The sequence below is a fragment of the Acidobacteriota bacterium genome, assembly GCA_016713675.1.
Lineage (GTDB): Bacteria > Acidobacteriota > Blastocatellia > Pyrinomonadales > Pyrinomonadaceae > OLB17.
The window spans coordinates 2612501-2629961 of record JADJOS010000001.1 but is presented as its reverse complement, the minus strand read 5'-3'; the positions used below and the strand labels follow the sequence as shown (position 1 = coordinate 2629961).

The 17461-nt window shown below is 54.1% G+C and carries 13 protein-coding genes and 2 rRNA genes (1 of these 15 only partly in view); 10 read left to right on the top strand and 5 right to left on the bottom strand.

What is annotated here, in order from left to right; all coding sequences use genetic code 11:
* Positions 1 to 31 precede the first annotated feature (31 nt).
* The 4 genes from IPK01_12055 to IPK01_12040 all read left to right on the top strand — a co-directional run bounded on the left by IPK01_12055 (position 32) and on the right by IPK01_12040 (position 3507).
* The gene (locus IPK01_12055) at positions 32 to 1312 is read left to right on the top strand and encodes a M20/M25/M40 family metallo-hydrolase (GenBank protein ID MBK7934202.1); all 1281 of its coding nucleotides are present in this window, start codon (positions 32 to 34) and stop codon (positions 1310 to 1312) included.
* Between the two features lie 57 nt (positions 1313 to 1369).
* The gene (locus IPK01_12050; protein ID MBK7934201.1) at positions 1370 to 2656 is read left to right on the top strand and encodes a beta-lactamase family protein; all 1287 of its coding nucleotides are present in this window, start codon (positions 1370 to 1372) and stop codon (positions 2654 to 2656) included.
* A gap of 15 nt (positions 2657 to 2671) precedes the next feature.
* Positions 2672 to 3067: a hypothetical protein gene (locus IPK01_12045; protein ID MBK7934200.1), complete on the top strand. Its 396-nt coding sequence runs from the start codon at positions 2672 to 2674 to the stop codon at positions 3065 to 3067.
* Between the two features lie 68 nt (positions 3068 to 3135).
* Positions 3136 to 3507 carry a hypothetical protein gene (locus tag IPK01_12040; GenBank protein MBK7934199.1) on the top strand — a complete coding sequence of 124 codons (372 nt, stop codon included), beginning with the start codon at positions 3136 to 3138 and terminating at the stop codon, positions 3505 to 3507.
* A 133-nt stretch (positions 3508 to 3640) separates the two neighbouring features.
* Here IPK01_12040 and rimO read toward each other — a convergent pair whose 3' ends face one another.
* Complete coding sequence (gene rimO, locus IPK01_12035; protein MBK7934198.1) at positions 3641 to 4990, bottom strand: 30S ribosomal protein S12 methylthiotransferase RimO; 1350 nt, start codon at positions 4988 to 4990, stop codon at positions 3641 to 3643.
* A gap of 98 nt (positions 4991 to 5088) precedes the next feature.
* Here rimO and IPK01_12030 point away from each other — a divergent pair, with 98 nt between their 5' ends.
* The 4 genes from IPK01_12030 to IPK01_12015 all read left to right on the top strand — a co-directional run bounded on the left by IPK01_12030 (position 5089) and on the right by IPK01_12015 (position 7271).
* Complete coding sequence (locus IPK01_12030; GenBank protein ID MBK7934197.1) at positions 5089 to 5427, top strand: hypothetical protein; 339 nt, start codon at positions 5089 to 5091, stop codon at positions 5425 to 5427.
* Positions 5409 to 5756 (top strand): hypothetical protein, encoded by a 348-nt coding sequence (locus IPK01_12025; protein MBK7934196.1) that lies wholly within the window; start codon positions 5409 to 5411, stop codon positions 5754 to 5756. The genes IPK01_12030 and IPK01_12025 overlap by 19 nt, the downstream gene beginning before the upstream one ends.
* Before the next feature lie 705 nt (positions 5757 to 6461).
* On the top strand, positions 6462 to 6707 hold the full coding sequence (locus IPK01_12020; GenBank protein ID MBK7934195.1) for a hypothetical protein: 246 nt from the start codon (positions 6462 to 6464) through the stop codon (positions 6705 to 6707).
* A gap of 93 nt (positions 6708 to 6800) precedes the next feature.
* The gene (locus IPK01_12015; protein MBK7934194.1) at positions 6801 to 7271 is read left to right on the top strand and encodes a hypothetical protein; all 471 of its coding nucleotides are present in this window, start codon (positions 6801 to 6803) and stop codon (positions 7269 to 7271) included.
* A 75-nt stretch (positions 7272 to 7346) separates the two neighbouring features.
* Here the strand turns inward: IPK01_12015 and IPK01_12010 are convergent, their stop codons facing one another.
* Positions 7347 to 9470, bottom strand: coding sequence for a DUF3488 domain-containing protein (locus tag IPK01_12010; GenBank protein MBK7934193.1), 2124 nt, complete (start codon positions 9468 to 9470; stop codon positions 7347 to 7349).
* 211 nt (positions 9471 to 9681) lie between these two features.
* Complete coding sequence (locus IPK01_12005; GenBank protein ID MBK7934192.1) at positions 9682 to 11535, bottom strand: hypothetical protein; 1854 nt, start codon at positions 11533 to 11535, stop codon at positions 9682 to 9684.
* A gap of 161 nt (positions 11536 to 11696) precedes the next feature.
* Between IPK01_12005 and IPK01_12000 the strand changes: the two genes are divergently transcribed.
* Together IPK01_12000 and IPK01_11995 are read left to right on the top strand one after the other, a co-directional pair.
* On the top strand, positions 11697 to 12272 hold the full coding sequence (locus tag IPK01_12000; protein MBK7934191.1) for a sigma-70 family RNA polymerase sigma factor: 576 nt from the start codon (positions 11697 to 11699) through the stop codon (positions 12270 to 12272).
* Positions 12273 to 12358: 86 nt separating this feature from the next.
* The gene (locus IPK01_11995) at positions 12359 to 15361 is read left to right on the top strand and encodes a protein kinase (GenBank protein ID MBK7934190.1); all 3003 of its coding nucleotides are present in this window, start codon (positions 12359 to 12361) and stop codon (positions 15359 to 15361) included.
* A gap of 62 nt (positions 15362 to 15423) precedes the next feature.
* Here IPK01_11995 and rrf read toward each other — a convergent pair.
* A 5S ribosomal RNA gene (gene rrf / locus IPK01_11990) occupies positions 15424 to 15539 on the bottom strand.
* Between the two features lie 96 nt (positions 15540 to 15635).
* Positions 15636 to 17461, bottom strand: a 23S ribosomal RNA gene (locus IPK01_11985); it runs 1062 nt beyond the window's last position.

Below are 17461 nucleotides of genomic sequence, written 5' to 3'. Positions count from 1 at the left end.
GGTATTTTCCAATGCTATTATCTAGAAAAATATGAAGTTATTTCTAAGATCCTCGTGCTTGCTTTCGCTGCTGCTCATCGTCGCATATTCGAACAGCGCACAGGCTCTGAATTCCGACGAAAAAAAGATCGTCGAATACATAGACAAGAACAATACGCAGGCCGTCTCTTTGATCGAGAAAATGGTCAATATGGAGAGCCCGACCGAAGACCTCGCGGGAGTAAAGAGCGTCGGAGCTCTGTTTGCAAAGGAATTCGAATCGCTCGGGATGACCGTCAAATGGCTGGATATGCCGGCAGAGATGAAACGTGCCGGACATCTGGTCGCGGAGTCAAACGGCTCGCAGGGGAAACGCATATTGTTGCTTGGCCACATCGATACCGTTTTGAAAGGCGAACGATTTCGGATCGAAGGCAAAAAAGCCTACGGTACCGGCATCGCAGATATGGTCGGCGGTAACGTAATACTGCTCCAGGCTCTGAAAGCCTTAAACGCTTCGGGCTTGTTAAAAGATCGACAGATAATGGTGATGCTGACCGGCGACGAAGAATCGACCGGCGAGCCCGAGAGTGTTAGCCGCGGGCCGATGCGGGACCTTGCGAAACGAAGCGACGCTGCACTGAGTTTCGAAGCCGCCGTATTGAACACCGCAACCGTCGGCCGCCGAGGCTGGAGCAGTTGGACGCTTGAGGTCGAGGCGAAAACAGGACATTCGGGTCAAATATTCAAGCCCGGAATGGGCGACGGTGCGATATTCGAGACATCCCGTATCCTCAACGAATTTCGGGAAAAGCTCAGTAAGGAAAAATATTTGTCATTCAATCCGTCGATGATCGTCGGTGGTACGACTGCGGCGACGACGGATGTTTCGGGCACAGCGACAGGCAAGCTCAACGTCGTTCCGGCAAAGGTCATCGTCAACGGCGACCTCCGATTCATCAGCAACGAACAGCGTGCCGCCGCTCGAAAGACAATGAGCGAGATCGTCGCAAGAAACCTGCCGGGAACCACCGCTAAGATCACTTTCAAAGACGGCAACCCAGCGATGGCGCCGGTCGAAGGCAATTATGCGCTGCTCAAACAGCTCGATCAGGTCAGCCGCGATCTCGGATTCGGCGAGATGGTGGCTCTTGATCCGGGCGAACGCGGCGCCGGCGATATCGGATACATTTCTGATCTGGTGCCGAGCCTGGACGGTATCGGGATCGGCGGCCCTGAAAGATCACATGCGAAGGGCGAAGCAGCGGCTCTCGATACGATCCCGGTTCAAACAAAGCGTGCTGCTTTGTTGATCTATCGACTAACTCGCTGATGCGAGTTCCTCTAGGAAACCGTTGTTCGTGTATAATTTCGGCACTGGAGAATGCCGATGATAAATAACTATGCCCGAATTTTGTTCGCGAGATCATTGACCCTCGCGATCCTGCTTTCGATTGCACTAACCAGCTTTGCTCAGGAACTGCCGAGGGCAAAGCCCGAATCAGTCGGAATGTCATCGCAGAGGCTCGGCCAGTTGAGTCAGATACTCGACGGCTATGCCAAAGACGGCCGCATCGCAGGCGGTGTGGCGATGGTCGTTCGACGCGGCAAGGTCGTATACGTCCACACGTACGGAAAGCGCGACCGCGAGGCAAATTCGCCGATGTCCGAGGACACGATCTTTCGAATAGCTTCGCAGAGCAAAGCCCTGACGAGCGTTGCCGTGATGATCCTTCAGGAGGAAGGAAAACTGGTCATCTCCGACCCCGTGAGCAAATACCTGCCCGAATTTGCCAATACGACGGTCGCGGTGCCTAAAGACGGCGGTGGTTACGACATTGTCAAAGCCAAACGGCCGATCACGATCCGCAGCCTGCTGACTCACACGTCGGGTGTGAGTTATGGTACCGGCCCGGCAAAAGACAAATGGGAAGCCGCGAAGGTCACGGGCTGGTATTTTGCCGACCGCGAAGAGCCGATCGGTGAGACCGTCAAACGCATTGCCGCGTTGCCGATGGACGCTCATCCCGGCGAAAGATTCATTTACGGCTATTCAACGGACATCCTAGGTGCGGTGATCGAAAAGGTCAGCGGACAACCCCTGGACCAATTTCTATCCAGCCGAATTCTCGAGCCGCTCGGTATGCGTGACACCAGCTTTTACCTTCCGCAGTCGAAAGCATCGCGGCTGGCGGCGGTGTATTCTGCGAAGGACGGCAAGATCGAGCGTGCTCCCGATCCGGGGCTCGGTGTTGGGCAAGGTGCATATTTAACGGGCCCTCGAAAGAGCCTTTCAGGTGGTGCCGGGCTGCTCTCGACGGCTCGTGATTATGCCAGATTCCTCCAGATGATGGCAAATGGCGGCGAGCTTGACGGAAAACGTATCATCAGCCGAAAAACGGTCGAGCTGATGACATCGGATCATCTGGGCAGCATCAAATATGATCGCGACGGACAGGGTTTTGGCCTCGGATTTTCGATCGTGAAAGACGTCGGTGCTTATGGTTCACCGTCGTCTGCCGGAGAGTTTGGCTGGGGCGGTGCCTACCATTCGTCATATTGGGTCGATCCCAAGGAACAGCTCGTTGTCGTATACATGACGCAGCTTATTCCGGCGACCGGCATCGACGATTACGGCAAGCTCCGAGCGATGATCTACGCTTCGATCGTTGACTAGTTTCCGGAGGTCATCATGATACGTCAGATTCCCGTCCTTTGTCATAATCCTAACTGCTCATTCGAGACGTTCGAAATGATCCACAAATGTCCGAAGTGCGGACGGCCGTTGTGGACCAACCGCGACTTCAAATTGATCGCCGGTCTTCCTCTTCTATTGCTTGGCGGAATTCTGGCAGCGGGGGGCATCGGGATCGCAGGCATATTCTTGCTCAAACCAAACGAACTTCCGCTAATTGGTATCGCTCTCGGTGCCGCGATCGGGTCCGCCGGAATCGGCGTAATTGCGATGGGCCTGCATCATTTGATCCTTGGTCGAGGCAACATGCGTCTCGTGTATTTCTCCGGAGGTATGGCCATGTTAGCCTTTGCCATTGGAACACTCATTAAGGTTGTTATTCGATTCCAATAGCAGAAACAACAACTGGCTGACCGAAATGGGATCGAACCTTTGGCCGTAACCATACGTTAATCTTAGCAATGGCTGAAGATCTATATTGTCCCAGATGCGGAAAAGGGTTCGCGAGCGAAACGAGTTTTTGCCGTACCTGCGGCCTGTCGCTAGACGGCGTTAGTGAGATCGTGAATGGCGAAGCGGAATCCGCTCCCGAAATGGTCTCGCGTCCAAATTTTAAGCTGATGCGTTTCGGCATCGGCTTGTTTATTTTCGGAACGGTGATCGGGCTCGCCACTGCCGCCGTACGGGACTTTGATCTTTTCCCGCAAGCTTATGGAAAATTGGTCTTTATGGCGATCGTTGCGCCGGGATTGCTGCTATTGGCGACCGGATTTCTATTTCCGAAAAAGCAATACAAGAAACGGAAACCGTCGCCCAGAGGCAACCGAAACTGACACCGCACCGCTCGACGAACAGCTGAATCCGCAAGCGTCGACGATATTATCTTCCCGATCGATACCCGCGAACTCGAACCCGTCCCGTCGGCAGTGTTACCGAAAACACTACGCGAAATCTCAAGAATGCGAACTAAACGATCGCACCGACGAGGTCATATTCATGAGCCTCGGTGATCTGGACGTTGTAGATCTCGCCGATCTTTGGGTCGAGGTCTTCGGGCATGTCGTTTATCAGGATGTAGCCGTCGATCTCTTGGGCCTGGCCTTCGAGGCGGCCTTGGAATAGGAGGTCGGATTCCTGCGAGAGGCCTTCGAACAGCACGCGGTAGGTGTTGCCGATCTTGGCTTTGTTTAGCTGTTTGCTGATCTTGGCCTGTTCTTTCATCAGGCGGTTGCGGCGTTGTTTGGCGACCTTTGGATCGACCTTGTTCGGCAGGTCGTAGGCGGCGGTTCCTTCTTCGTCGGAGTATGTGAACACGCCGACGTTATCAAACCTGCAGTTCTGCACGAACTTTATCAGCTCTTCAAAATCCTCGTCCGTCTCGCCCGGAAAGCCCGTAATAAAAGTCGTCCGTATCGCGATCCCCGGAACAGCGGCGCGAACTCTACCTATCAAACGCTCCAACGATTCCCGCGTGCCGCCGCGTTTCATCAGCTTGAGCACATTCCGCGAAGCGTGCTGCAGAGGCATATCTAAATACTTTACCGCTTTGTCCGTTTCGCGGATCGCCGAGAGAAAAGCGTCGGAGATGTGCGTCGGGAAAGCGTACATCGGGCGGATCCATTCGACGCCGTCGATCTCGCCGAGGGCACGGATGAGGGCCGCGAGGGCGTCCACTTCGCCGAGGTCTTCGCCGTATCGCGACGAATCCTGTGCGATCAGCACCAGTTCCTTGACGCCGTCCGCCGCGAGCTGTCTCGCTTCCTCAATGATCGAACCAAACCGCCGCGACCTAAACGAACCTCGCATTCCCGGTATCGAACAAAACGCGCACGGCCTGTCGCAGCCTTCGGCGATCTTGATGAACGCCGTGTGGGCGTCGGTCGCACGCATTCGCGGGGTGTATTCGTCGTAAAGGTATGTCGCCGACTTGTTGCCGATCGGCGAAATGGTCAGTTCCGCCGCGTCAAAAGTCTCGTCTGCCGCCTTGAGAATATCCCCGACCTGCGACGTCCCGATAAAGGCATCGACGTCGGGCAGTTCTTTCATCAGGTCGTCGCGATAACGCTCGACCAGACAGCCGGCGACGATCACGCGGTTCGCCTTGCCCTCGGTCTTCCAACGCATCGCCTCGAGTATCGCATCGACCGATTCCTGCTTCGCCGACTCGATAAACCCGCACGTATTCACGACCACCGTATCCGCCTCACCGGCGTCATTAGTGATCTCATACCCCGAAGCGGCAAGCTGCCCCATCATAACCTCGCTATCAACAAGATTCTTCGGACACCCAAGACTGACAAATCCAACTTTCTTCATAACCGTCTGCTACAATCATACCACCTCCGACCCATGACGGCTGGAATCGAAATCGGAAGCGAGGATGTAGAATGACGTGGATGTGAATTAGTCGAATTATGGAACAACCGGTACCAAAGGTGTCCGAAGCAGATGTCGAACGCATCGTCGATCGCGACTTTGGAAAAGACAAAGCAGCGGAAGTACTCTCTTCCCTTCGAGGCTTTGATACAGGTCCTCGCGTTCGTTTAGCAATATTGAAGGTTGCAAATGGTGATCTCGAGAGACTTCAGGAAGCCGGAAAGGTCGCCATTCAAGATTATAGAGACATACTATCCGAGGCCGAGTATCCAAGATATATGGATGAGATCGGATTTGAGGATACCTCAGAAACGCTGAGGCAAGCCGTTATCCAAGCTGATTGGTTGCAGTATCAGGAATGGCTCCAACGGAAGTGAAATTGGTGCGTTTAGCACGCCGGCCGCGTCGCCATCTCGCGAGCACCATTGAAGCAGTAACCACGATGATCAAATATTGGCAACAACTTGCGGTTTCGGCTCCAGCAATCCTGCTTCTGGTATTGGCAATACTGCGGCATCTCGTTGGGCTTGATGTCTCTTTCATTGGTGTAGAGTGGCTGATAGGAGCGAATGTACTTTCGTTTGCTGCGTGTTTAGCCTTGGCATTGCTGCAGCGGGAAAATAAGGCGTGGCGTTATGCAGCACTTTTTAACGCTTGGCTATTTATCTTGGCTCTGACCGCCAGCATCCTTCGCTTGGGCGCATAGAAGCACATACAATCGTTCACCAAGATAAATGTCGTTGACAGTATCCCACATTCGGGTACTGTCAACGACATTTTTCTGACTACTGACTACGCCGGCCGCGTCGCCATCTCGCGGAGCCGTTGGGCTTTATGAGTTGCCACTAGCTTCAGCTAGTGGACAGCCTGACAAAAATGTTCCGGGCTTTAGCCCAAAGAGTTTCAGCTAAAGCCCGGAATCTGTTGTGAACCTGTCCAAAACTCCACAGCCTCCGTAGAAAACTCTACAACCTCTGTAGAAAACTCTACAACCTCTGTAGAAAACTCTACAACCTCCGTAGAAATCTATACAGCCTCTGTAGAAAACTCTACGGCCTCTGTAGAGAACGCGGCCGAGGCACAAGCCCGCACGAAGTAAGGGCGTAACATCCAAGTCCAGGCTATGGCGGAGCTTGATCGGATGCGGCGTGTTCTCGTTATTGTGAGTGCGCGAAACGCCCTTACTATCGTGCGGGCTTGTGCCAAGACGCCTCGATCTCCCCGCAAAACGCTCTTACTAACGTGCGGGCTTGCGCAAAGACGCCCCGATCTCCCCACAACGCAACCACGCCCAGCGGCTTTGATACTGGCGGAACCGTGATCCGGCGAGGCCATTTGCCCTGCGGGGAAACCCTCGGATCCGCAGTTCGGCGAATTTGCCTGCTCCGCGTTATAGTGGGAATAGGTAGAGATGAGCAGTTTCTGGTGGATCGTGGTGGTGGTATTGGCTTTGACCCTGTTGGGGAGCGGGGCTTTGTTTGCCGTGACGGTGAAATATTATTGGGGCGAGCGTGGTGCCCCGCCGCTGACGGGCGAAGAACGAAAGCGGCAGCATCAGGCCGAGCTCGAATTGCGTGCAAAACAGCTCGAATACAGCGAACGCAACCCGATAAAAACGCGCAAACCTGATTTCTGGGACAATACCAAACCGAAATAGCTGAACAGATTTGCGGCACAGTCAGTTATTTATTACACTTTCGACAACCTCACAAAACCTTTGACCAAATTTTTGCTAACTAAGGAGAACTGAATGAAGAAGACGACTTTTATTTTGGGGCTGGCACTGTTGATGATGGTATCACTGGGCTGGGAATGCAGCATGACGACGGCAGATATGAGCGATATCAAGTTTGCCAAGGACAAGGAAGGCAAACAGCCGGCCGCGTCCTTTGACACAGGCAAAGATATTTACGGCATCGTCGAGGCGACGGGTATCCCGAGCGGCAAACACAAGATCGCGTGGAAAGTGACGTACGAAAACGTCGCCGGAAAGACCAAGGGCGAAGAGTTTGCCGGTGGTAAGCCGATGGAATTTGAAGGCTCATCGCAGCTCTGGACGCAGTTCTCGTCGCCGCTGCCCGGCGATTACAAGGTCGAAGCTACACTGACCGATTCGACCGGCAAGACGATCTCGACAAAATCGGCCGTAGTAAAGGTGACCGGTTCCGCTCCGTCTGCTCCGGCAAGCTACGATGACAAATCGAAAGACGACGACAACTAGTCGTTGATAGGTATCGAACACCAAACTCCGCGAGATGGCTCAAGCCTCTCGCGGAGTTTTTCATATCTTCGCAAGTTATCTGTCCTTGTTTTCAAGTCGTGACAACATCAGATCTATCTCGGATGCCTCTTCCGCCGAAAGATCCTGTTCGCCAAATCGAACGCGATTATATTTCTCCGTTATCTTCACAGCCTCGGGTATATCGACCGCATAGGCGAATTCGAGCGGTGTTTGATATGGTTCGCGCGTGAAGCCTTTCTCGGCAAGCAACGCCAGCATTCGTTCATAAAATTCAATGATCGACGCGTGCGGTTTGGCAAAGATACGCTGCCAGATGCGACGCCAAAACGCGAGTGCATAGATCCGCCGGACGAGCCATCGCAGCAAGACGAACAAAATCGCTACGCCGGCGACGGCAGCGATCGCATAGCCGATCGCCGCCATACGGGCCTCAGCCCCATTATCGCCGCGGGCTTCGGCCCACCATTCGGCGACGATGGCCTGTATATGTCCAAGATACGACGCGGTCTTGTCTTGATAATCGGCAAAGCTGTTTTTCACCGATCGGGCGAGTGTGCTCTGTTCCTGATCGTCGAACGCAACGAAATACTGTATCCAGAGCGCGTCGAGTGCCTCGAGGTATTTGCCGATCGTTGCGGTAAATCCTGATGCCGCCCCGCCGCTTCCGTCGCTCGAGAATGGCGTCGGATCAAATGTCACCCACGTGTTCTCTTTAGGAAAATAGACCTCGACCCACGAGTGGGCATTCTTCTGACGGACGACCGTCATATCTGCCGCGTCGTTGTAATCGCCGCCGTGAAAGCCGTTGACGATACGCGTCGCGATGCCCTGCGTGCGGAGCATGATCACCATCGCGGTCGCAAAATACTCGCAGTGGCCCTCGCGGACGTTGAAAAGGAAATCGGACAGCGGTTTGGTGCCGCCGGCCTTTTGTTCGAGCGTGTAGCCGTAATTCGTCTGCAAATGCTGCTCGATCGCTTTGGCCTTGTCGTAGCGGTTCGCGTGTTTCGATGCGATCGAATATGCAAGGTCAAATATCCGCTTATCTTCGTTCGGCGGCACCTGCAGGTAATTTTTGCTTTCCTCGCCATACGACATGCTGTCCTGACGCAAGCGTTCGATGCTCGGCTGACTGCGGTCGGACAGGACCTTGTAGCTGCTGCGTTCGGTGCTCCATTGATTGGTGACCGACCCGTATGTATCCTTCGTCAAAACTGCAAAATTACCCTGGAACGCGATCGCGCGCGGGAGTGCGAACAGCACGCTTGTGTCGAGCGGTTCGAGATAGATCGTCTGCATCGTCAGATCCTGACGGCCCGAAGGCACATCGACCTTGATGACCTCGCTGTTACCTTTGATAAACGGCTCTTTCGAATTCGGTTTCGAACGCGTCCACGTTTGGTCGTCGAACGTATCAAGGGCCACGCCTCGGAAATATTTGTCGGTGAAATGGTCGGCCTTGTTCTCCATCTTGACGCGCATAACGACCGCGTCATTTTCGGTTATCCGGCCGAACCCGCCAAGTGTGACACGGTCGGAGAATCCCGAACGCGTGCCGAGTTTCGATTGATTGCCGCCAAGCCCCGCACCGCCGACACGCGGCAGCATAAAGAAAAGCGGCGTCGCCAGCAATACAATGAACGTGATCAGAGCAAACGCCGCGACCGGCAGCTTTCGCAAACGCATTGTGAGCGGCATCTTTGGAGCGGCGTCTTGTTTGTCAGGTTTGGTACCGGCGATCTTGTGCTCGACCTCGCGGGCCGTCTTTCGCATCTCATACGCAATGATCGCACAGACCATCACCAGCAAATACACAAGAAAGGTCGCCAGATACAATGCACTAATGCTCAAACCTGCCGCCAGCAGCACTTCGAAAAACGCCATCAGATACAAGAATATCCAATCACGATCGCCCTTTCGCTGCAGCAGCTTGATCGCCGAAAGCGATAAGATCATACTCGCCAAAATACCCACGATGACCGTATCGGCCCCGGCAAAAGAGATCAACTGAAACTTGAACGCCAGATAAAACGCCGGCAATGCCAACACGATCAACGCCGTCCCCAACCGCTCAGAGATCTGCCATCGCGAATCCTCAAGGAACCATGCCGCGACCATTATCGCAATGAATACCGCCGTCCCGACGAACCCAAAAGTCCCCGAAACCCACAACGCCAAAAACCCGCAAAAAACTGCGGCATAAGATATGGCTCTGAAGAAGGTTTCGAAATTCATTGTGGCGAAGCATACTGACAGGTAATTATATCGCTTTTGGATGCAAAGGTTGCAAGAATTACTAACCCTGCATTTACGGGAATATTAAGATGTAGTTCGCAACGAAAAAAAGCCCGCTCAAGCGAACGGGCTATCGAGGGAGATCTGTAACGGCTCATTGGACAATAACGCAGACCGCGTAAGGCGTCACGGTCAGGCTTTTGTTTTGATTACCGTTCCCATTCTTAAGGTTTGTTACGGTAACCTTCCATGACATTGTCGCAATATCAAAATAGGAACTCGAAACGAGGATAAAGTCCACCGAAGCCGAACTTCCCAGCGTGACGTCAGTATCATATCCGCCGGATATAACGCTCTTTCCGATCGGGCAGCCGGTCGTTAAGGTGACGGTAGTTCCTTTGGTGACAACGATTGGGGTCCCCGTAACGTAACTTAAACCCGACATGCCCGGAACTCCTTGCGGCCCCTGGGCTCCCATTAGACCCATCGGACCTTGTGGTCCTGCAGGGCCGGCGGCGCCAGTCGCACCCTGAGGTCCTACCGGCCCCATGTTTCCCTGCGGGCCCGCGGGCCCGGTCGCGCCCTGTGCTCCGGGATCGCCTTGAATTCCCTGAGTCCCCGCAGGCCCTTGAGGTCCCGTCGCTCCGGGTGCTCCGGGATCACCTTGAGTTCCCTGAGGTCCAGCCGGGCCCTGAGGTCCCGTTGCTCCGGTAGCACCCTGTGGACCCTGCTGTCCATTTGCCCCCGGATCGCCTTGAGTTCCCTGCGGCCCAGCCGGGCCTTGAGGTCCGGTTGCTCCGGGCGTGCCGGGATCGCCCTGAGTTCCCTGAGGTCCGGCCGGGCCTTGTGGTCCGGTCGGGCCCTGCGGTCCGGTAGCACCGGGAGTTCCCGGATCGCCTTGGATTCCCTGTGGCCCCGCCGGGCCCTGAGGGCCGGTTGCTCCGGGCATGCCGGGATCGCCCTGAGTTCCCTGAGGTCCGGCTGGGCCTTGCGGTCCTGTTGCTCCTGGAGCGCCTTGAGGTCCAGTTGGGCCTTGCGGGCCGGGGTCGGAAATATTGTAGGATCGAACGGCCGTAGTACCGTATTCGGAAGGCGTGACACCACTTACTATAAACAAACGTGTTCCTATCACAGCCGCATCCGTGATATGGATTCCAATCGGAGCATCCGGACCCGGACTCCAAAGCTTTGTGTTCGCGTCGTAGAAATAGCTTGAGGTCGCCCAAGACGACGTGGTATATCCGACGCTTACAAAGATCTTCCCGCCGAATGTTCCGGCCTTGTGAAGTTGGCGGGGGCTCGGAAATGGCGTCCCTGCAGACCATGAGTTGGTTGCCGGATCATAGACTTGAATCTCGGGCCTTAAGACGTTCGAAATTGAATCGAGACCGCTGATCACATAGAGCTTCTTATTTAGGACGGCGGACGCCGCATTTCGCACGGCCTGAGGAAGCGGTGCGACGCTCGTCCAGGTGTTTGTCACCGGATCGTATACTACGGTCGTCGAGTTCATTCCCGGATAGGAATTTCCGCCCGAGGTCACGTATATTTTTCCGTCGATCGCCTCCGCGACCGCATCGCCCCTGGAAGAAGGCATCGGAGCGCCGAGGCTCCAGCTGTTTGTCGCAGGGTTGTAGATCGACGTTAGGTTTAGCGGCGAGTTCGAGTCGCAGCCGGCCCAACCGCCGAGGACGTAGATCAATCCGTTCAGCGTCACTGCCCGAGCCGAACACCGTCTGGTGACCGAGTCCGCGGCACGCGTTGACCAGGTATTCGCAACCGGATCGTAAACCAGAGGCGTCGCCGTCGATGCCGCGGTACCGTCAACATTTCCGCCGAAAACATAGACCAAACCGCCATGCGAAGTGACGGCCGCATATAGCCTTGTTTCGGGTATGGGCGCATGGCTCTGCCACGATCCCTGAGCCAGAGTGCTCGTTATCGATACATACAACGTGAGGACGATGAGAAGAAAGAGGGAAAAGTGTTTACTCGTTGTTCGAGTCATTTTCGTGAACCTCCGATCTAGATTTTGACGCGATCCTGGACGGCATAAACCGAAACGGTCGGCCGAGCAGCTCCCGACTTTTTATTGTGTTCACCCCCATATAGCGAAAAAAATCGACGCATGGTATCATCGTTGGAAAAAAAAACTTCGCACGATCTCTAATGAGCCTGCCTCAGCATGAAATTACTTACTTGCTTTCAAAATGGAGCCAAGGCGACAGCACCGCGTTTGACCAGCTCGTCCCGATCGTCTATCCGGAACTCCGTCGAATCGCTCGACGGTACATGAAAAAGGAGAGTTCCGGACACACACTGCAGACTTCGGCCCTTATCAATGAGGCATATTTGCGGCTTGTCGATGACCGATCTGTCAGATGGCAGGATCGGTCTCATTTTTTTGCAGTTTCTTCGCAGATCATGCGGCACATCCTCGTCGATCACGCCCGCAAACATCGGTCCGGCAAACGCGGTGCCGGCGTGATGCATGTCGCATTTGACGAAGGAACAGTCGGTATTCAGAAAAAAGCTGAAGAATTCATCGCACTTGACGCGGCGCTTAGCGACTTGGGTAAGATCGATGCCCGCAAGAGCCGGATCGTCGAATTAAGGTTCTTTGGCGGCCTGACGGTCGATGAAACGGCAGAAGCCCTGGGGCTTTCGCCCATAACGATCAAGCGTGAGTGGCGCACCGCACGGGCGTGGCTTCTACGTGAGATCGGAAACTTTGACGAGAAATGAACCAACGGTGATACGATTCGGATCGATTTAACGCTATGTCTCTATGAAGTAACAAATTCGGAAAGTCTGAGAAATGGGGTTGGTTTATGAACGCTGCGGATTGGCAGCAGGTCGATGAGTACTTCCAAGTTGCCGTAGAGCTTGGCGGAGAAGATCGGTCCGCGTTTCTAAACGAGGCCTGTGCCGCTAATCTTGCACTACGACGTGAAGTTGAATCGCTCCTGACGGCTGACTCATTTGAGTGGAAGTTGATAGACGGCCCCGCGATGGAGTCAGCGGCTGTCTTCTTCGAAGCCGAAGAACTTCGGCTCCGGTCGGGACAGGACCTTGGGCATTACGAGATTTTAAGGCTTGTGGGTAAAGGCGGAATGGGTGAGGTCTATCTGGCACGCGACCGCATTCTAAACCGTCAGGTCGCTCTCAAACTTCTGCCATTCGATCACACATCGGACTGGGGCCGACTCCAACGCTTTCGGCGCGAGGCGGAAAGCGTTTCGGCCCTTAACCATCCGAACATCCTAACGATATACGAGCTTGGCGATGCTGAAGGCCAACAGTTCATCGCAACCGAGTTCGTGGAAGGCGAAACTCTTCGCAGCCGCATCGAGGGCGGTAAGTTACAGTTGCCGGACGCATTGGATATTGCGATCCAAACCGCAAAGGCTCTCGCGGCAGCACATCGTGCCGGCATAGTCCACCGCGACATAAAGCCAGAAAATATAATGCTGCGGCCTGATGGCCTCGTGAAGGTCCTCGATTTCGGGCTAGCGAAACTCGCTGAGCAGTCCGAGGAAACCACAGAAGGTCCCGACGGCGATCGGGTCGATGTATCTTCAGGACTTCTCCTGGGTACCGTGCGATATATGTCACCGGAACAGGTAAGCGGAAACACGGCTGACTTGCGAAGCGACCTCTTCAGCCTTGGAACGGTATTGTACGAGATGTTATCAGGGCGGCCGGCGTTTAGCGAAAAAGATCCGTTTAGGATAACGGAGTCGATCTTGAAGGAAGATCCTCAACCGTTGCCTGCCGAGGTCAAGGAGATCTCCGGCCTCGCGGAAATCATCGGTAAAACAATCGAGAAAGATCCGCTTCTTAGGTACCAGAATTCGGAAGAATTGATAGCGGATCTTACTCCTCTAAAAGAAGCCGCCATCGTGATCCGCGGATCGACCCGATCCTCGCGACGCGCCTCAGTTAGCCGATTCGCCGTCGGGTCGATCCTTTCGATCGTTTTAGTCCTGGTCATCGGGTCGGTTTCTTACAGATTGCTGCGTGCAGATCCTCAAGTTCCGATCGTAAAGAACTCGTCCGCAACTCGGGGCGTCTGGACACAAAAGGCCCCGATCTCAGAACCGCGTTGGCAAGCCTCGCCCGCAGTGGCGAACGATACGCTTTACGTTGTCGGTGGGTGGCTCGAGTGCAAGCCATTTGGAAATGTACAGGCGTATGATCCCGCAACAAATACATGGAAAGATCGGTCTCTGATGCTGACTCCACGGGGCGGCCACGGAACAGCGGTAGTTGAGGAAAAGATCTACGCTGTCGGTGGAAATACCGACTGCGGCACCGCAATTCGGGACGTTGAGGCGTACGATCCGGCAAGCGATTCCTGGACGCGGAAATCTCCACTTCCATCTAAGCGAACGGCCCACACCGTCGCAGCCGCAAACAACAAGATCTATGCGATCGGAGGTGAGGCGACCACGCGGGGCGGAACACTTCGATCGAACACGGAATACGACCCTCGGTCTGACTCCTGGAGAGAGCGGGCACCAATGCCGACCGCACGCCAAGGTGCGGCCACGGCCGTCGTGAACGGGATCATTTACGTGTTGGGCGGCCGCGATGAAACCTCCACGCAGGCGTCGGTCGAAGCATATGACCCGACGACCGACACTTGGACCTCCCGTCGGCCAATGATGGCTCCGCGTATGCAGCTTGCCGCTGCTGTCGTCGGCGGCACTATTTACGTCTTTGGCGGGACGCCATTTCGGCTTGAGGTAGAAGCCTACGACACCGCGACAGATAGCTGGTCGATCGTTGGTTCAATGCCCGACCGCCGAACCTGGTCTAGCGCGGCGACACTTGGCCAAACAATATATCTTCCGGGCGGCTACGATGGCGTAAACACGATCGCGGACGTGATCGCATTCACCCCGGAAACCGATAGAGTGGCAGCCGTTCCTGCATGCCCGACGTTACAAGAGGCCGTTTGGGCCGAACTACCAACCGCCCGTAAGAACATGACGGTCGGTGAAATAAACGGCAACATTTATGCTGTCGGCGGGTACGACTCGAAGACAGGGTTTCGCTCGGTCAACGAGGCCTATAACCCAGCAACTGACACTTGGAAGAAGCGAGCACCTATGCCTACGGCTCGAGAGACCAGGGCAACCAACAACGCCGTCGTTGACGGGAAGCTCTACGTGATCGGCGGAAATGCCGGGGGCCATTGCTCGGATCGGAACGAAATGTATGATCCTGCGAAAGATATCTGGTCGGCTAAAGCCCAAATGCCAACTCCGAGGTGCCACCTCGCCGTGGTCGCTCATAACGGCCTGATATTTGCCATCGGAGGAACAAATACCAGCGGCTCTATCAAATACTCCGCGTTGGAGATCTATGATCCCGTTCAAGATGTGTGGACGATCGCACCTCCCATGCCGACCGGCCGGCAGGACCTCGGTGCGGTCGCGATCGATGACGTTATCTACGCCGTGGGGGGCGGAAACCCGGCATTTAGTCTAGACGGCGAATTAGATACTCTCGAGGCGTACGATCCTTTAACCATGACCTGGTCAACCAGATCACCAATGGTCAGCCGCCGCATAGGATTTTCGGCCGGTGTATTGAATGGAATGCTGGTCGTTGTCGGCGGAAGCAGTGAAAACGCGATAGAGACCGCCGAAGCCTATGATCCAATGAACAATAGATGGGAACCGCTGAAATTGATGCGGAAGCCACGGACGTTCCTGTCAAGCGTCGTGCTGGACAACACTCTCTACCTTTTAGGCGGCGACGCTAAAAGCAATCAAGATCAGGCTCCGACAAACTCAGCATTGAAACTGGCACCATGTTTAGAATAATGAACGGTGTGGAAAAATACGAAAAAGCCCGCTCAAATTGAGCGGGCTTTTCTTTAATATAGATCCGGCGACTTCCTACTTTCCCACAATTGAAAACTGCAGTATCATCGGCTCTAACAGGCTTAACTTCCGTGTTCGGGATGGGAACGGGTGTGACCCTGTCGACAAAATCACCGGAAAACTTATGATATCAAATCCTGATATCTAATAACTGAATACATGTAAAATTCCACTACGAGCTGCTTTACATTAAATTTGCTAGTCAACAAATTTTATGGTCAAGCCTTGGGACAATTAGTAATGGTAAACTAAATACATTGCTGCACTTACATATCCATCCTATCAACGTGGTGGTCTTCCACGAGTCTCACTGGCAAAATTAATCTTAGGTCTGGCTTCACGCTTAGATGCATTCAGCGTTTATCCATGCTCGACATAGCTACCGTGCGATACCGCTGGCGTGATAACACGTACACTAGAGGTCAACCCAACCCGGTCCTCTCGTACTAAGGTCAGATTCCTTCAATTTTGCTGCGCCCACACCAGATAGGGACCGAACTGTCTCGCGACGTTCTGAACCCAGCTCACGTACCATTTTAATCGGCGAACAGCCGAACCCTTGGGACCTTCTTCAGCCCCAGGATATGATGAGCCGACATCGAGGTGCCAAACCCTGCCGTCGATGTGAACTCTTGGGCAGGATCAGCCTGTTATCCCCGGCGTACCTTTTATCCGTTGAGCGACGGCACTTCCATAAGCGACCGCCGGATCACTAACTCCTACTTTCGTACCTGCTCGACGTGTATGTCTCGCAGTTAAGCTGGCTTATGCGTTTACACTCTGCGGCTGATTTCCAAACAGCCTGAGCCAACCTTCGAGCGCCTCCGTTACTCTTTAGGAGGCGACCGCCCCAGTCAAACTACCCGCCTGATAATGTCCCTGATCCGGATTACGGAACGAGGTTAGAGTCCAAATAAATAAAGGGTGGTATCTCACATTGCGGCTCCACCGAACCCAAAAGTCCGATATCAAAGCCTCCCACCTATACTGCGCATTATTTACCCGAAATCACTATCAAGTTGTAGTCAAGGTGCACGGGGTCTTTCCGTCTTGATGCGGGAAACCGGCATCTTCACCGGTACTACAAGTTCGCTGTGTCCCTCGTTAAGACAGCTTTCAGATCGTTACGCCATTCGTGCAGGTCGGAACTTACCCGACAAGGAATTTCGCTACCTTAGGACCGTTATAGTTACGGCCGCCATTCACTGGGGCTTCGATTCGCAGCTTCGCCTTACGACTAACCGCTCCTCTTAACCTTCCAGCATTGGGCAGGCGTCAGCCCCCATACGTTGTCTTTACAACTTTGCGGAGACCTGTGTTTTTGTTAAACAGTCGCCTGAAACATTTCTCTGCGACCGCGCTCTTGGTGAACGCGGCTAACCTTCTCCCGAAGTTACGGTTACATTTTGCCGAGTTCCTGAACGAGGGTTCTCACAAGCACCTTAGAATTCTCATCCCACCTACCTGTGTCGGTTTGCGGTACTGCCAGTGGAGTTTGTATAGATGAACGGGAATTTTCTTGGCAACTGGGGTCAGCAACTTGTTCCGGACCCGAGGGTCCGTACTTTCGTCCGTATATTTAGCCTTGTGCAGCCCGGATTTTCCTAAGCTACGGCCTATTTACTTCAACAGCATCCATCAGCTGTCTTGCCTACCCTGTTGCGTCAACCCACATCACAAACCCATGGTTCCAGAATATTAACTGGATCTCCATCGACTACGCCTCTCGGCCTCGCCTTAGGTACAGACTAACCCTACGCAGATTAACTTGACGTAGGAAACCTTAGGTTTTCGGTGCGTATGGTTCTCACATACGTTATCGCTACTAATGCCGACAAAGTCTTTTCTGATTGCTCCAACGGACCTTACGGAACCGCTTCACAGCTACAGAATGCTCGTCTACCATGAATAAATTCATCCAAAGCTTCGGTGGATAGTTTAAGCCCCGTTATATTGTCGGTGCAGGGCTACTTGACCAGTGAGCTATTACGCTTTCTTTAAAGGATTGCTGCTTCTAAGCAAACCTCCTGGCTGTCAGTG

What these genes read in the sequence shown, in the direction of transcription:
- IPK01_12055 (MBK7934202.1), top strand. Translation starts at nt 32, where the DNA reads ATGAAGTTATTTCTAAGATCCTCGTGCTTGCTTTCGCTGCTGCTCATC.
- IPK01_12050 (MBK7934201.1), top strand. Translation starts at nt 1,370, where the DNA reads ATGATAAATAACTATGCCCGAATTTTGTTCGCGAGATCATTGACCCTC.
- IPK01_12045 (MBK7934200.1), top strand. Translation starts at nt 2,672, where the DNA reads ATGATACGTCAGATTCCCGTCCTTTGTCATAATCCTAACTGCTCATTC.
- IPK01_12040 (MBK7934199.1), top strand. Translation starts at nt 3,136, where the DNA reads ATGGCTGAAGATCTATATTGTCCCAGATGCGGAAAAGGGTTCGCGAGC.
- rimO (MBK7934198.1), bottom strand. Translation starts at nt 4,990, where the DNA reads ATGAAGAAAGTTGGATTTGTCAGTCTTGGGTGTCCGAAGAATCTTGTT.
- IPK01_12030 (MBK7934197.1), top strand. Translation starts at nt 5,089, where the DNA reads ATGGAACAACCGGTACCAAAGGTGTCCGAAGCAGATGTCGAACGCATC.
- IPK01_12025 (MBK7934196.1), top strand. Translation starts at nt 5,409, where the DNA reads ATGGCTCCAACGGAAGTGAAATTGGTGCGTTTAGCACGCCGGCCGCGT.
- IPK01_12020 (MBK7934195.1), top strand. Translation starts at nt 6,462, where the DNA reads ATGAGCAGTTTCTGGTGGATCGTGGTGGTGGTATTGGCTTTGACCCTG.
- IPK01_12015 (MBK7934194.1), top strand. Translation starts at nt 6,801, where the DNA reads ATGAAGAAGACGACTTTTATTTTGGGGCTGGCACTGTTGATGATGGTA.
- IPK01_12005 (MBK7934192.1), bottom strand. Translation starts at nt 11,535, where the DNA reads ATGACTCGAACAACGAGTAAACACTTTTCCCTCTTTCTTCTCATCGTC.
- IPK01_12000 (MBK7934191.1), top strand. Translation starts at nt 11,697, where the DNA reads ATGAGCCTGCCTCAGCATGAAATTACTTACTTGCTTTCAAAATGGAGC.
- IPK01_11995 (MBK7934190.1), top strand. Translation starts at nt 12,359, where the DNA reads ATGAACGCTGCGGATTGGCAGCAGGTCGATGAGTACTTCCAAGTTGCC.